General features: G+C 63.5%; 13 protein-coding genes. 3 read left to right on the plus strand and 10 right to left on the minus strand.

The annotated features are described in order from the left end of the window. Window positions 1–267 precede the first annotated feature (267 nt). Window positions 268–633 carry a hypothetical protein gene (locus BUS12_RS36155; protein ID WP_074302278.1) on the minus strand — a complete coding sequence of 122 codons (366 nt, stop codon included), beginning with the start codon at window positions 631–633 and terminating at the stop codon, window positions 268–270. A gap of 182 nt (window positions 634–815) precedes the next feature. Here BUS12_RS36155 and BUS12_RS36160 point away from each other — a divergent pair, with 182 nt between their 5' ends. After that, the gene (locus tag BUS12_RS36160) at window positions 816–1,835 is read left to right on the plus strand and encodes a Crp/Fnr family transcriptional regulator (protein WP_074302279.1); all 1,020 of its coding nucleotides are present in this window, start codon (window positions 816–818) and stop codon (window positions 1,833–1,835) included. Window positions 1,836–1,849: 14 nt separating this feature from the next. Here the strand turns inward: BUS12_RS36160 and BUS12_RS36165 are convergent, their stop codons facing one another. The 3 genes from BUS12_RS36165 to BUS12_RS36175 form a co-directional block, all read right to left on the minus strand. After that, window positions 1,850–2,176, minus strand: a complete 327-nt coding sequence (locus tag BUS12_RS36165) for a hypothetical protein (RefSeq protein ID WP_143788582.1) — start codon at window positions 2,174–2,176, stop codon at window positions 1,850–1,852. A 453-nt stretch (window positions 2,177–2,629) separates the two neighbouring features. Continuing rightward, window positions 2,630–3,274: a response regulator gene (locus BUS12_RS36170; RefSeq protein WP_074302281.1), complete on the minus strand. Its 645-nt coding sequence runs from the start codon at window positions 3,272–3,274 to the stop codon at window positions 2,630–2,632. Continuing rightward, the gene (locus tag BUS12_RS36175; RefSeq protein WP_074302282.1) at window positions 3,271–4,686 is read right to left on the minus strand and encodes a cache domain-containing protein; all 1,416 of its coding nucleotides are present in this window, start codon (window positions 4,684–4,686) and stop codon (window positions 3,271–3,273) included. Before BUS12_RS36175 ends, BUS12_RS36170 begins: the two co-directional genes overlap by 4 nt. Window positions 4,687–4,904: 218 nt before the next feature. On the opposite strand from BUS12_RS36175, the gene BUS12_RS36180 reads away from it, so the two are divergent. Together BUS12_RS36180 and mctP are read left to right on the plus strand one after the other, a co-directional pair. Next, the gene (locus BUS12_RS36180; RefSeq protein WP_074302283.1) at window positions 4,905–5,102 is read left to right on the plus strand and encodes a DUF3311 domain-containing protein; all 198 of its coding nucleotides are present in this window, start codon (window positions 4,905–4,907) and stop codon (window positions 5,100–5,102) included. Further along, complete coding sequence (gene mctP / locus BUS12_RS36185) at window positions 5,099–6,580, plus strand: monocarboxylate uptake permease MctP (protein WP_074302284.1); 1,482 nt, start codon at window positions 5,099–5,101, stop codon at window positions 6,578–6,580. The genes BUS12_RS36180 and mctP overlap by 4 nt, the downstream gene beginning before the upstream one ends. Window positions 6,581–6,750: 170 nt before the next feature. On the opposite strand, the gene BUS12_RS36190 is transcribed toward mctP, so the two are convergent. The 6 genes from BUS12_RS36190 to BUS12_RS36215 all read right to left on the minus strand — a co-directional run bounded on the left by BUS12_RS36190 (window position 6,751) and on the right by BUS12_RS36215 (window position 14,327). After that, the gene (locus BUS12_RS36190) at window positions 6,751–7,533 is read right to left on the minus strand and encodes a tetratricopeptide repeat protein (RefSeq protein WP_074302285.1); all 783 of its coding nucleotides are present in this window, start codon (window positions 7,531–7,533) and stop codon (window positions 6,751–6,753) included. Continuing rightward, entirely contained in the window at window positions 7,505–8,041 is a 537-nt protein-coding gene (locus tag BUS12_RS36195) for a tetratricopeptide repeat protein (protein WP_074302286.1), read from the minus strand. The genes BUS12_RS36190 and BUS12_RS36195 overlap by 29 nt, the downstream gene beginning before the upstream one ends. A gap of 57 nt (window positions 8,042–8,098) precedes the next feature. Further along, entirely contained in the window at window positions 8,099–8,932 is an 834-nt protein-coding gene (locus BUS12_RS36200) for a hypothetical protein (RefSeq protein WP_074302287.1), read from the minus strand. A gap of 199 nt (window positions 8,933–9,131) precedes the next feature. Beyond that, window positions 9,132–11,318 carry a prolyl oligopeptidase family serine peptidase gene (locus tag BUS12_RS36205; RefSeq protein WP_074302288.1) on the minus strand — a complete coding sequence of 729 codons (2,187 nt, stop codon included), beginning with the start codon at window positions 11,316–11,318 and terminating at the stop codon, window positions 9,132–9,134. A 129-nt stretch (window positions 11,319–11,447) separates the two neighbouring features. Continuing rightward, window positions 11,448–13,646 (minus strand): prolyl oligopeptidase family serine peptidase, encoded by a 2,199-nt coding sequence (locus BUS12_RS36210; protein WP_083640837.1) that lies wholly within the window; start codon window positions 13,644–13,646, stop codon window positions 11,448–11,450. Window positions 13,647–13,673: 27 nt separating this feature from the next. Beyond that, window positions 13,674–14,327, minus strand: a complete 654-nt coding sequence (locus BUS12_RS36215; protein ID WP_074302290.1) for a glutathione S-transferase family protein — start codon at window positions 14,325–14,327, stop codon at window positions 13,674–13,676. Window positions 14,328–14,501 lie beyond the last annotated feature (174 nt).

Below are 14,501 nucleotides of genomic sequence, written 5' to 3' on the forward strand. Positions count from 1 at the left end.
TCAATGCGCACACGACGGGGAAATCCTGGACGCCCTGTCCAGGCGGCAACGCGCAATCTCCGCACCCGGAAAATCGGCGGCGACGATCTTCTGATCTGGGGCGGCGTATCGATCGGGGGCTTGTTCACGGTCGTGCTGGCGATACTCGTCTGGTACCTCTGAGCCTTTAACGTTCGGAGTCCGTATCGAATGGCGCGGACCGATCGCCGCGCTGCGCATCATTCTTCGCTCCACTTGCGCCGCTAGCGCGACGCGTGTTCTCCCGACTTACTCCGCACCGTCGGTCTCGATCGCCGGCGTGACAGCATGGGGCGCGATCGAATTCGCGAATACCGTCGAACCGGGAAAGATGACCGGGATAATCTGCTGAAGCTGGACGGCGCACGCCTGTGCTTCGCCGGGCGCATTTAACTCCAGCGCTTCCAGAAGATTGACGAAGGTCGCGAGGAAAGCGTCGGCAACCGGCGTTGCACGCGAGCGTTCGCGCAGGTAAGCGACGTAGCCGAACAGATCCTTGATGAACTCCACTTGCCGGGCGGCAAATTGCTCGCCATCCAGTGCGTCGGAAACAATAGCGTCCGAGGCAAGCGCATGTAATGCGACGGGCAAACGGATGGAGGAGAATTCGCTCATGTGGCAGGCCTCGAGAGCGCAGGCGCCCGTCGAAAATGGTGAGCCCTATCGCGTCTCCGCGAGACGTGCGCAGCTATGATATAAATGTCGAATGAATTTGACAGATTTAGCCAATTTTTGATTCTTTCATTCGACTCAGCGCGCGTCAAGTGAATTTGACACCATTCTAACTATCGAACACCATGAACGATTGGAACGCCCTATTCGATGAAGTAAAAGCGAAGGGCCAGTTCGGTAGCGACGCCCAACTGGCGGAGAGCCTCGGCCTGACGCGCGCGCAGATTTCGGCCTGGCGGACCGGCAAAAGCGACCTCGGTACGCTGACCAAGCTCAAGCTGCTCGACGTGCTCGGCTATGCCGACCTCCGTTCGGCCGTGCTGAGCCTGGTGCCGGAGAAGAGCCGCGATCATATGATTGCGCAGCATCTGTTGCTCGCACAGCGGGTCACGCGTGGCGCGCAAGTCGTTGAAGAAGAAGTGCAGCCTATCCAGGTGGGTCAGCACAAACCCGAGACCAACCGGCTGCTGGCAGCTCTGCCGGCCGAGGAGCGCGAGCGTCTCACCCCGCACCTGTCACCGGTGTCGCTACCCTTGGGGCATGTCGTCTACGAGTCGGGGGATCGTCTGAGCCACATCTACCTGCCGACCACAGCGGTCGTGTCGATGCTGCATGTCATGGAAAATGGCGCGTCGGCGGAAATCGCCGTGGTCGGGAAAGACGGCCTGCTCGGCGTCACCATGTTCATGGGCGGCGAGACCATACCGAGCCGCGCCATTGTGCAAAGCGCGGGCGAGGCTTACAGGCTGAGCGGCGATGTCGTGCGCCAGGAGTTTGCGCGCGGCGGCGCGGTCCAGCATCTGTTTCTGCGCTACACACAAACACTGATTACGCAGATTGCGCAGACCGCCGTCTGCAACCGCCATCATTCGATTGCGCAGCAATTCTGCCGCTGGCTGCTGCTGACGCTCGACCGGGTCGAATCGAACGAGATTCGTATGACCCAGGAGTTGATCGCGAACATGCTGGGCGTGCGGCGCGCGGGGGTGGCCGAGGCGGCGGCCAAGTTACAGGGCGACGGTGTGATCCGCTACCGGCACGGCGTCATCGAGGTACTCGACCGGCCGGCCCTTGAAGCGCACGCCTGCGAATGCTACGGCGTGGTCAAACGGGAATGCGACCGGTTGTTTAGCCGCTTCCTCTGAGAGGGGTCCGGTCGTCAGACCTCGCTGGTCCCCAGCACGTCCCCATGCTTGACGACCGTAGCGATCCAGCTATGCAACTCATGCCGGTCCATCTCAAGCAGCAGCTCCGGCAAGCCGGGTGTGTCGGCTACCGCCAGTACGTTATGCAGCGCGAGAAACGCCTTGGTTTGCGAATACATCACGTGGGCGAGACGCTTGCGCGCTTCCGGGTGAGCCACGCCGGCCGCGTGCGTATCGATGATGGCGTGCGACAACTTTTCGCTGACGTAGCTGAGCGGCACGCCCTGTCGAATTTCGCGTGCCGTGTACGCTGGCCCTCTGGATGACAGATTCAGACTCACAGCCATTCCTCAAATATTTGCAGACGCATCGAATATCACTCTATCGGTATGCCTAACTACCTGCACGGGTGGACCGGCCGGTCGCAAAACGCTTTGAGGTGCGACGGCCTCAGCCTCATCAGGATAGCGCTGCGCGTTTCGCGCGAGGTTCGGAACCGGTAATGTCGGATCGTAAACGGAATGACACGATCGATCTGTGGATCGTTCGTCTATATTTGTGTCGATTTGTCACAGGTGCTTCACGTTCGCCCGGCGGCGCTCCGGCTTCTGCCCGAAGGACGCTCCCCGTCTACCCGGTTGCCGGCAAAGGGTGACTCGCCGCGCAAGCCCATCGTAGCGAGTATTTTGCCCGCACAGCCGCGGCGCCGATACGCTCCCACACCCTTATGAGGCGGCGCAGGTGGAAACATTGATCGGAGGAAATATACCGGTTCCGCCGCTTCAACGCCGCTTCTAACGCTTGCGCCGATTCTCCACGGCGAACTTGATCAGCTCCGCCTGCCCTTCAATCTCGAGCTTGCGTTTCATATTGAGCCGGTGGGTCTCCACAGTGCGCACGGACAAGCCATTACGTTGTGCAATCTGTTTGCTGGAGAGTCCTTCCGCGAGCGCATCGAGAATGTCCCGCTCGCGTGGCGTCAATTGCTCAACGGGCGTTGGCATGGCCGAAGCCTGGATCATCCGCTCCCCGAGCCCCGCACTGAAGAACGTGCGCCCATCGAGTACCGCGGCAATCGCCTGAACAATCTCCGTCGCGGGCGAATCCTTCAGCACGTAACCGCTCGCACCGGCCCGCACCGCCTGCGTCAGATACTCGATGTTGTCGTGCATCGACAGCATCAACACCCGGATCGCCGGAAACCGCTCATGGAACACACCGGCGAGCGCGATGCCGTTCATCCCGCTCATGCCGACATCCATCAGCGCGAGATCGGGATTTTGCTCGGCCGCGAGCGCCAGCGCGTCGTCCGCGCCGCCCGCTTCGCCAACCACCTCGAGATTCGGCACCGCTTCGAGCCGCGCGCGCAAGCCGTCGCGCACCAGAGGATGATCGTCGACCAGAATCAGCCGGGCTGCACGGGACGGCGCGTCGTTCATAGCGAGTTTTCCTGCAAGGTTTGCGGAGCCTGTGCACGTGCCCCGACCGGCACATGCGCCGTCACATTCGTATGACCCGGCTGCGACACCAGAGACAAGCTGCCGCCCAACGTATCGAGCCGCTCGCGCATGTTGCGCAGGCCGATGCCGCCACGCGGATCGGCAAGCGCGCGCTGCACATCGAAGCCGCAGCCGTTATCGGCAATCGACAAGGTGACGGCGCTGGCCGACACCTCGAGCGACAGCGACGCGCGCGAGGCCCGCGCATGCCGCACGATGTTGGTCAGCGCTTCCTGGGCGATCCGGAACACCACCGTGTTGACGGCATCAGGCAACACGGCGGCATGGGTGTGGGCGATCTGCGTGAAGCCGATTTCGATCCCGGCCTGCTCGCTCAGTTCGCGCGTGAGTTGCTGCAGCGCCGCGGCGAGCCCGAGGTCGTCGAGCATGGCCGGCCGCAGCGCATGCGAGATGCGGCGCACTTCGCGCAGCGTATCGCCGAGGCGCGCGAGGCTGGTGGCCAGCGCGGCCTCCGCCGCCGGCACGCGCGCCTCGCCGCGCTCGAAGCGCATCAGCGCCGATTCGAGCAGCAGCTTCACCGACACCATCATCTGGCTGATACCGTCGTGCAGTTCGCGCGACAGCCGCGCCCGCTCCTTTTCCTGCGACTCGACCACCTGCTGCGCGAGCCGCTTCAACTTCGCATCGGCACTGCGCGACTCGCTGACGTTCAGCACCAGCGCGCACAGCGCAATCACGCCCAGCCCGGTCAGCGCGATCGCATCGATCCACATCATCGTGCGCTCGATGTTGGCCGACGCGCGCTGGTCGATGCTCGCGAGCGTCGTATCGACGTCGTCCAGATAGATGCCGGTGCCGACCAGCCAGCCCCAGCGCTCGAGCGGCACGACATAGCCGAGCTTCGGCTCGAGCTTGCCCGTCGACGGGCGATGCCACACATAGCGCACATAGCCGCCGCCGCGCGCCGCCGCAGCGATCAACTGCTGGATCACCAGCGCGCCTTGCGGGTCGCGCATGGTCCACAGATCGCGGCCCACAAGATCCGGCTCGCGCGGATGCATCAGCGAGCGGCCATGCATGTCGTACACAAAGAAATAGCCGTCCTTACCGAAATCCATCTTCTCCAGCGCGGCGAGCGCGCGGCTGCGCAACATTGCGTCGTCCCGTGCGTTATCGCGCGAGGCGTCGTAAAGTGGCTCGATGGTGCTCGTCGCCAGTTCGACATAGTGCTTGAGTTCGATCTCCTTGCTCGCCAGATAGGCGGCCTGCATCGTCGCATGCTGCGTCCCGGCGAGCGCCGTCGCCTCCTGGCGAACACCGATTTCGATCCCGGCAATAGCGGCCAGAAACGGTACGATGGCGAGCAGGAAGATCTTCGCTTTGAGTTTCATCGCTGAAAGGACGGATGGGCGGTCTACGTAATTGTACGTAGCGTGCTTACGTAGTTGTGCGCTTGTAAGGAGGCAGACGAAAGCGAATACTACACGCCCAGGACGCGGCCCGCATTCGTCGATGCGCCGCGCCGTGCGGCGCGTAGCAATGCATGCGCCGACGATCGACCATTCCTATAAATATATGGCGTTTCAGTTTCAAACCTAAGGAGAAATTCGTGGAGACCACTCATCCGGCCGGCCGTTCATGGCTATGGCTCATCTTGCTGCTTCCGTATATCGCGCTGTTATGGCTGCCGTTCTATAACGACACGCGTCCTTCGTTCGCCGGCTTTCCGTTCTTCTACTGGTATCAGTTCCTGTGGGTCCCGCTCACGTCGCTGCTGATCTACGTCGTGTACCGAGGTCTCAAATGAGCGGATCGATTCCAGTCAACCCGGTCGCAATGGCCGTTTTCATTTTCTTCTTCCTGCTGGTTACCGTGGTGGGTTTCTTCGCGGCGCGCTGGAAAGCAGGCGACCTCACGCAGTTGCATGAGTGGGGCCTCGGCGGCCGGCAATTCGGCGTGGTGATTTCGTGGTTCCTGGTGGGCGGAGATTTCTATACCGCCTATACCGTGATCGCCGTGCCGGCGCTGGTGTATTCGGTGGGCGCCTATGGCTTCTTTGCGCTGCCTTATACGATCATCGTGTATCCGTTCGTGTTCGCAGTGATGCCGAAGCTATGGCAGATCGCCCATGCGAAAAATCACATCACGGCAGCCGACTACGTGCAGGGCGAATACGGCGGCAAGTGGTTCCCGGCTGCGGTGGCGCTCACTGGCATTGTCGCGACCATGCCGTATATCGCGCTGCAACTGGTGGGCATGCAGGTGGTGATCAAGGGCCTCGGCGTGGACGGCGAACTGCCGCTGATCGTCGCGTTCGTGATCCTCGCGCTCTACACCTACACCAGCGGCCTGCGGGCGCCGGCGATGATCGCCTTCGTCAAGGACATCATGATCTACATTGTCGTAATCGCGGCAGTGTGGCTGATTCCAGCGAAACTCGGCGGCTACGCGCATGTGTTCGATGCAGCCGATACGTATTTCAAGGCCAAGGGCGGCGCGACCGGCATCATCCTGAAGCCGACCCAGTTCACCGCGTATGCGTCGCTCGCACTCGGCTCCGCGCTGGCTGCGTTCATGTATCCGCATACGATGACGGCGGTGCTGTCGTCGTCGTCCGCGGCAACGGTGCGCAAGAACGCCATCTTCCTCCCGGCGTACACGCTGCTGCTCGGCCTGATCGCGCTGCTCGGCTATATGGCGATTGCAGCCGGCGTGCATGTGAAGTCCGCTTCGGATGTCGTGCCGGCGCTGTTCGGTACGCTGTTCCCGTCGTGGTTCGTCGGCTTTGCCGCGGCGGCGATTGCGATCAGCGCGCTGGTGCCGGCCGCCATCATGTCGATTGGCGCCGCTAACCTGTTCACGCGCAATCTGTGGCGTCCGATCGTCTCGCCGGATATGTCGTCCAGCGCCGAAGCCTCGACGGCGAAGATCGTCTCGCTGGCGGTGAAGTTCGGCGCGCTGCTGTTCATCGTGTTCCTGCCCACGCAGTACGCGATCGATCTGCAGTTGCTCGGCGGCGTGTGGATCCTGCAGATTTTCCCGGCCATCGTGTTCTCGCTGTACACGCGCCGCCTGAATACGCCGGGGCTGTTCCTCGGCTGGCTGGTGGGGATCGTGCTGGGGACCGGGCTGGCGATTTCGCAAGGCCTGAAGCCGGTGTTCGCGCTGCATCTGGGCGATGCGACGTATCCGCTGTATATCGGCCTGATTGCGCTCGCAGCGAATATCGTGGTGACGTTCGTGGTGTCGGTGGTGACGCCGAAGCGCGTGAGCGTTAGCGCTTAAGAAGCTGGTTGAGCGGGCCGGCCTCGATTTCGCAGGCCGGTCCGCGAAGTGGCGTTGCGTTAGTGGCGTTAGTGGCGTTAGTGGCGTTAGTGGCGTTAGTGGCGCTGGCAGCGTCCACGGCATCCGAAGCGTCCAGGGCTCCCCTCAAGCGGGCTCGCCCTTCGCCTCACTCAGTATCCCGGCAAGAACGGCGCGTTCAGATTGAACGCGCTCAACCCAACATACCCCGGCGGTTCGTCAGCCAATACCACGTCGCTGCCCGGTTGCCATGCAGCAGCGGCCCGTTCGGCCTGCTTGCGCTGATCGAGCGAGACGCCGGTCCTGCCCTCCGCCAACGACGTCTTCGCAAGCGCGTAACCATTCGCTGCCGAAACCACCAGCCAGGCACAACCGCGTCGCAAGTCACGGCTCACACCCGTACCCATCAGGTAGGTCCAGCCCAGGTCGTACTGCGCCTTGTTATTGCCGCCACGGGCGCCGAGCGTCAGCCACTTGAGCGCCGCGGCGTAGTCGAGCGTCGCATACTTTCCGTGCTGGTACACGCTGCCCACAATGCCTTGTGCGTTCGCGTCGCCCTGCTGCGCCGCGCGCAGCATCCAGCGCATGCCCTCGGCGTTGTCTTCGGCCACCCCACGTCCAAGCATGTAGAAGCGCCCCACCGAGATTTCCGATTCCGTATAGCCGCTATTGGCCGCCTTGCGATACCACGCCAACGCCTGGGCATCGTCCTTCGGCACGCCGGCGCCATGCTCGTAGAGATAGCCCACCCCTGCTTGACCCACCGGGTCGCCCAGCGCGGCAGCTTTCGCATACCAGGTCATCGAGGCCTTGTAGTCCGGCTTGCCGTCGATGCCTTTATAGAACAGGCTGCCCAGTTCGTCATAGGCCGCCCCATCGCCGCGATCCGCGCCTTTGCGAAGCCAGTCATAGGCTTGCGCACCGTCGGCCTTCACGCCAAGACCCGCGGCGTAAAGCCGGCCGATGCCCGTATAAGCCTGCGCGAAACCCTGTGCCGCAGCCTGTCAGATACAAGCCGCCTGGTCCAGCCTGCGCCATTGCGTTGCCTTCCAGCGCGTGCTTGCGGTAGAGCGCTTCCGCCCTGGCATAGCTTTGCGGGCCCGGCTGCCGCAGCACATAAAACGACGCGAGTCCAAGGTCGCCCAGCGGATCGCCCGCTTTCGCGGCCTGGTTGAACAGGGTGAGTGCCGCCGCGTCGTCGCGAGGCAACCCTTGACCGAGCATGAGGAGCGTGCCGAGGTCCACCTGCGCTTGCGCGTTGCCCGCCTTCGCAAGCGGCTGCAGTTCGGCCAGCGCATCGGCAAAGCGCTGTTGCTGCATCGCCTGCTCGGCGCTTTTGATATCGGCGAATACGTGCGGCGCGTAGAGTGAAAGCACGCCGGCAATGAGAAGCGCACTTGAACAAACGGGGCGCAGCGTGGCGATAAAGTTCGGTCGGGTCACGGAGCGGTACCAGGCGAATGCGTGTTGAGTGAGATGCGCTGTCACGAGGCCGCCGCGCTACAGATAGTCGGGCATCGTCAGCGGCGCCCTCGGACGCGGCACACGGCTCATCTGCAGCATCGTCAAAGCGAGCGCGCCGATGATCGACGTCAAGGCAATCGCGACGCCCCACAGCATGTCATAGGGACGGTAAGCCGGGCCCAGATAACGCGCGAGTGCCGGCGCATAGGGCAGATATCCGAGCAGCGCGAAAGCGTCGACGACAACGAACACCATCAGCGCAACACCGCTGCGCCACACGCGCGAACCCTTTTGCGACAGGAGCGCCCCGACAGCGATCAACACGGTCGATGCGATCAGCGTGGTCCAGGCCGGCCAGCCGGGCAGCACGCGCACGATCCAGCCCGCCGTCGTGCACATGGTGAGGTGGGTCAGGTAGAGCAGCGTGCTCGACAGTACGAAGCACAGCGTGGCGAAGCGCGCGCGCCATCCCGAGGCGGCGTTGTGCCGCGCCGCGTCGTCGCGCAGATAGTGCGTGCCCGCACGGCTGAACAACACCGCTGTCGTCGCTTCGGCAACAGGCACCGCGCACAACGCAAGCGGCCACGGCGCCACGATGAAATACGCAAGGAGTGCCAGGCATGCCGCGCACGCGTACGACACGCGTCCCCAGCCGCGACCGCGCAGCAGCGCGAGGCCGGAGATCAGCGTGACCAACGACCACAGCAGCGCAATCAGCCACAGCCAGCGCTGCGCGACAGGATAGGCGGCGTAAAGCGACGCCGACGCATGCCGGTACGCCCGCACGAAGCTCGCGAACGACACGAGTGACAGAGCGGACTGCAGGATCATCGAGAAAATCGCGATCCGCACGGTGGTGTAGCGCCTCACGGCACTATGCGTGGACGGTAAATTGGCTGAGGACAAGGCGTAGCGAGGTGGGTAGAAAGGTCTAAGCGGAATGCTTTCTACCCTGCTATATCGGCCCCTCCGCTCGCAACTTGAGGGCACGCGCTCGACGCAAACGTCAAACGCTGCTGTCCCGCGACCGGGCATCCACCCCGCAACGCCCGGTCGCGCACCGCCTCAATTAATGCTTCGGCTGAAAACCCGGCTCGCCCATCTGCCACAGCGCGAATGCCCACTCGTCGGCGAGCAGGTTGGCGTACTGCGACACGCTCGAACCGAAACCGTGACCCGCGTCGTAGTCGATGCGCAACAGCACCGGCCGCCCGCTGCTCGTCGCCGCCTGCATCCGCGCCGCCATCTTCAGCATGTGCCACGACGAGACGCGCGGATCGTTGGCGCCGGTCGTGAAGATGATCGCAGGGTACGGCGTGCCGTCATGAATGTGCGTATAGGCGCTCATGCCGTAGAGCGCATGAAAGCCCGCCTCATCCGATGACGAGCCCATCTCCGGCACGTTCGGCGGTCCATTGGGTTCCGTCTCGAAGCGCAGCGCATCGGACAGGCCCACGTCGTCCATCACGACGCGGAACAGGCCCGGGTTGATCTCCATCGCGCCGCCCATCACGAAGCCACCCGCGCTGGCGCTGTTCGCCGCCAGATACTTCGACTGCGTGTAGTGCTGATCGATCATGTACTGCGCGCTCGCGTTGAAATCGAGCAGGGTGTTGATCTTCCAGAGCTTCTGACCGGCACGGTGCCAGGCATCGCCATATTCGCCGCCGCCGCGCATATGCGACACCGCGATGATGCCGCCCTGCGCGAGCCACGCTTGCCACGCGGGACGATACGCCGGATCGATCGACACCCCGTAGCTGCCGTAGCCGAACACAACCGTCGGATGCGAGCCGTCGCGTTTCACGCCCTTCTGCGCGATGATCGACACCGGAATGCGCGTGCCGTCATAGCTGATGGCAAACTCGTCGTGCGCTTCGACATCGGCCGACTCGGACTTCGCCGGCGGAATCAGCCCCGTATCGGTCGCGGCGTTGCTCTTCGGATCGTAGGTGAACTCACGCGGCGCCTTCACCCAGCCCTGCAGGTTGAACATGACGCCCGGCTCGCGCGGATCCGTCGTCAAGCTCGCCACCGTGCCGCCGAAGGGCAACGCGATGTCCTGGCTCTCCTTGCCGTCGAAGGACACCCGCTTTAGCTGGAAGCTCGCACCCGCACGTTCGCCGACATACATCGCATCGTTAGCCAGCACGAAAGCGTCGATCACGTTCGGGCCCTCCGGCACGACGACGTCCGCATGCGCGAGATCCGGATGCGCGGCCGGCAGCGAAAGAATCTGGAAGCGCGAAGCACCCTTCTCCGACAGCAGATACAGGCGGTCGCCGTGCAGATGCACGTCAGTCACGCCGTCTGCGGTTTCCGCAAATTTTTGCCAGGGCGTGTCCGCACCATGGATCTGATCGAGTCTCGCCACATAGAAGATGTTGGGGTTGTCATCCATGTTGTGATTCACCACCGCAACCGCATAGGGCGAATCCGGCGACAGCAACACATAGGTCGCCTGACCTTCCGCCACCTCGAGCTTCGCCGACACGCCGCGGCCAAACACGGCCTCGTCGCCCTCGCCGTTGGGATTCTGGCCGAGCACGTGGAGATAGGTCACGGCGTTGTACTTGCTCTTCGCCAGCGGCGTGTCCGGCCCCGGCTTCGGATAGCGCAGATAGAAGAACGAGCGGTTGTCGTTGCGCCATGAGACGACGTCGTCGCCGGCACGGTCGATGACTTCGGCGGTATCGCTGCCCGACTGCGTGTCGATCACATGCAGCACGCTGTTTTCCGAGCCGCCTTCGGAGATGCCATACGCCACGTAGCGGCCATCCCATGAAGGCGAATACCAGTCCAGCGCGGAGTGGTGGGCGCTGTCTTTCGCCAGCTTGGCCGGGTCCACCAGAATGTGTTCCTCGCCGTTGACGCCGTCGCGGTAAGCGAGCTTGGGCAGATTGGCGCCCGGCTCCCGCACCTGGTAGAAGATGCGCTCGCCGCGCCGCCTGAAGTCGCCGCGATGCAGGTCGTTACCCGTCAGCGCATCGATGCGTTGCGCAAGCGCGGCGAGGCCGGGAATCGCATCGAGCACCTTGCGCGTGTAATCCGCCTGCGCTTTCATCCAGCTCTGCACTTCGGGGTCCTTCAGGTTCTCCATGTAGCGGTAATTGTCGACGACCGGCGTACCGAAGTAGGTATCCGTCACCGGACGCACAGGCGCCACCGGCGGAGCGTCGGCGGCATGCGCCGCAGCGGAGGCGGCGAGCAGGACAGCAGCAAGCGTGACGGCCGTGAAAGACTGGGTTGGTTTCATTCGAGCTTCCAAAGATACGAGGCGCCGCAAGATTAACGCGACTTGCGGCAGCCCGGCTAGAGAGTCAAAAATCGCGGACGTGAACCCCGCCACGCCCGCTCGACGTGTGCGCTACGGCTACGGCTACCGCTACGGTTTCGGTTTCGGCTCCGGCTGAAAACCCGGCTCGCCCATCTGCCACAGCGCGAACGACCACTCGTCGGCGAGCTGGTCGGCCGCTTGCGAGAGACTGGAGCCGATCCCATGGCCCGCGTCGTAGTCGACCCGCAACAGCACCGGACGTCCGCTGCTGGTCGCCGCCTGCACGCGCGCCGCCATCTTCAGCATGTGCCACGACGCCACGCGCGGATCGTTGGCGCCGGTGGTAAACATCACCGCCGGATAGGGCGTGCCGTCCTCCACGTGCGCATAGGCGCTCGTCGAGTACAGACCGTGAAAGCCGCTTTCCGTCGAGGTCGAACCAAACTCGGGCACGTTCGGCGGTCCGTTAGGCTCGGTCTCGCCGCGCAGGGTATCGGAATCGCCGACGTCGTCGAGGATCACATGGAACAGTCCCGGATCGATCTCCAGCGCGCCGCCCATCACGATGCCGCCCGCGCTGGCGGCGTTCGCCACCAGGTACTTCGACTGTGTGTAGTGCTGATCGATCAGGTATTGCGCGCTCGCGTTGAAGTCGAGCAGCGTGTTGATCTTGGTGAGCTTCTGACCGGCCCGATGCCACGCCTCGCCATATTCGCCGCCGCCGCGTATATGCGTCACCGCGACGATGCCGCCGTGCGCGAGCCACGCCTGCCATGTTGCGTCGTAGTACGGGTCCATGGAATCGCCATAGCTGCCGTAGCCGATCACCAGGGCAGGATGCGAGCCGTCGCGCGTCACGTCCTTGCGCGCGATGATCGACACCGGAATGCGCGTGCCGTCGTAGCTGGTGGCGAATTCATCGTGCGCCTCGATCTCGTCCGACTCGGTCTTCGCCGGCGGGATCAGTCCGGTGTCGATCGCAGCGTGGGTCTGCGGGTCGTAGGCGAGTTCGCGCGGTGCCTTGACCCAGCCCTGCAGATTGAACATGACGCCGGGCTCACGCGGGTCGACCGTCAAACTGGCGACGCTGCCCGCAAACGGCAAACCGATTGCCTGGCTATCCTTACCGTCTAGCGATACGCGCTGGAGCTGGAAACTCGCGCCCGCACGCTCGGCGAGATAGATGGCGTCGCCGGCGAGATCGAACGAGTCGATCACGTTGGCGCCTTCCGGCACCACCACCTCGGCATGCGCGAGATCCGGACGATCGAGCGGCATCGAGAGGATCTGAAAACGCGACGCGCCCTTCTGCGACATGAAGTACAACCGGTCGCCGCGCAGGCGCACATCGATCACGCCGTCTTCGGGCGCGGCGATTTTTTGCCACGGTGTCTGAGCACCGTCGATCTGCGCGAGCGGCACCACGTAAAACGTATTGGGTGCGTTGTCCATGTTGCGGTTCGCGACGGCTACCGCATACGGCGAATCCGGCGCGAGCAGCACGTAAGTACCCTGTCCTTCCGGCACGTCGAGGCTCGCCGATACGCCTTTGCCGAACACCGCCTGGTCCGCATTGCCGTCGTGATGCTCGCCGAGCACGTGGACGAACGTCACCGCGTTGTACTCGGTTTGCGACGGCGGCGTGTCGGGGCCGGCCTTCGGATAGCGCAGGTAGAAGAACGAGCGGTTATCGTTGCGCCAGGAGACGACGCAGCCGCTTGTGCGATCGATGCGCTCCGCGAGCGTCTTGCCGGTGCTCAGATCGACGACATGCAGCACGCTTTCTTCCGAGCCGCCTTCCGAGACCCCATAGGCCACATAGCGGCCATCCCAGGAGGGCGAAAACCAGTCGAGCGAGACATGATGCGCGCTGTCTTTGGCGAGCTTCGCCGGGTCCACCAGAATATGTTCCGCGCCATCGATGTCGTCGCGATACGCGAGCCTGGGCAGATTGGCGCCCGGCTCCATCACTTCGTAAAAGAGGCGCTGGCCGCGGCGCGTGAACTGATCGCGGTGCAGGTCCTTGCCGCCCAGCGCGAGGATGCGTTGCGCGAGGGCAGCGCGGCCGGGAATCGCATCGAGCACCTTGCGCGTGTAGCGCGCTTGCGCTTTCATCCAGCGCTGGACTTCGGGGTCCTTCAGATTCTCCATGTAGCGGTAGTTGTCGACAACGGCCGTACCGAAGTAGGTATTTGTCACGGGCCGCACCGCTGCAACGGGTGGACCCTCAACCGCTTGCGCGGCCGTGGATGAGGCGAGTACTGCAACTGCGAGAGAGATGGCCAGGAAAGTCTTTGTTGGTGTCATTCGCGCTTCCAGAAGTACGAGATGCTGCTAAGCCTGGCCCACCGGATTGCTCCAGTCGCTCAGGCCTTCTCTTGCATTGAGTTCGATGAACGACGGCAAGGCGCGCACGCGGATGATGTAGGGCATGAGGTTCTCCCGGCTTGTGGCCTTGCGCGGCATGTTGCGGGTCCAGCGCATCAGCATCAGGGCGAGGAAGTCCGCGGTGCTGAGCCGGCCGCCTACGAGGAAGGCACGGCCGTCGGCAAGCGTTGCGCCGAGGCGCTCCCACGCTTCTTCGATGCGACGCTCCGCAAGTGCACGGACCGCTTGTGCGCCGGCCGGGTCGCCGTCGCTATCGGCGTAAAACCAGTCGCGCATCGCGGGCAGCAGTGTGTTGGCAAAGAAGACCATCCACTCGAACCACTCGGCGCGATCGGGCGAACCCGGTGCGGGTGCAAGACCGGCCGTGGGATGGCGCTCGGCCAGCAGCATCAGCAAGGCGGCGGACTCGTGACGCGGCACGCCGTCGACGATCAGCGTCGGCACGCGCCCCGCCGGATTCAGCCGCCGATACTCGGGGTCGTGCTGGGCGCCGGTGTCGATGTCGATGAGGCGTGCCTCGAACGGAATGCCCGCTTCGATCAGCATCCAGTGTACGGCCATGCTGGCCGCACCTGGCGAGTAATACAACACATAGCTCATGTCTCGACTCCGTTTCTGTGTCTTGCGACAACGTCGCCATACCCGGAATATTTGTCTACCGTGCCTTTCGACAACGCTTGCGTCCTGAGGCATCATCGGGATCGGCCAAGGGCGCAAGGGCTAGATGATCGGACAGCATGACGCCTTGCGCAAGCTGATTTGCGCGCTTATCGA

Source organism: Paraburkholderia phenazinium (assembly GCF_900142845.1).
In the GTDB taxonomy this organism is placed as follows: domain Bacteria; phylum Pseudomonadota; class Gammaproteobacteria; order Burkholderiales; family Burkholderiaceae; genus Paraburkholderia; species Paraburkholderia phenazinium_A.

Bases quoted from the DNA above. Each gene is read 5' to 3' on its own strand.
- BUS12_RS36155 (WP_074302278.1), bottom strand. From the start codon at position 633: ATGAGCGAATTCTCCTCCATCCGTTTGCCCGTCGCATTACATGCGCTT.
- BUS12_RS36160 (WP_074302279.1), top strand. From the start codon at position 816: ATGAACGATTGGAACGCCCTATTCGATGAAGTAAAAGCGAAGGGCCAG.
- BUS12_RS36170 (WP_074302281.1), bottom strand. From the start codon at position 3,274: ATGAACGACGCGCCGTCCCGTGCAGCCCGGCTGATTCTGGTCGACGAT.
- BUS12_RS36175 (WP_074302282.1), bottom strand. From the start codon at position 4,686: ATGAAACTCAAAGCGAAGATCTTCCTGCTCGCCATCGTACCGTTTCTG.
- mctP (WP_074302284.1), top strand. From the start codon at position 5,099: ATGAGCGGATCGATTCCAGTCAACCCGGTCGCAATGGCCGTTTTCATT.
- BUS12_RS36205 (WP_074302288.1), bottom strand. From the start codon at position 11,318: ATGAAACCAACCCAGTCTTTCACGGCCGTCACGCTTGCTGCTGTCCTG.
- BUS12_RS36210 (WP_083640837.1), bottom strand. From the start codon at position 13,646: ATGACACCAACAAAGACTTTCCTGGCCATCTCTCTCGCAGTTGCAGTA.
- BUS12_RS36215 (WP_074302290.1), bottom strand. From the start codon at position 14,327: ATGAGCTATGTGTTGTATTACTCGCCAGGTGCGGCCAGCATGGCCGTA.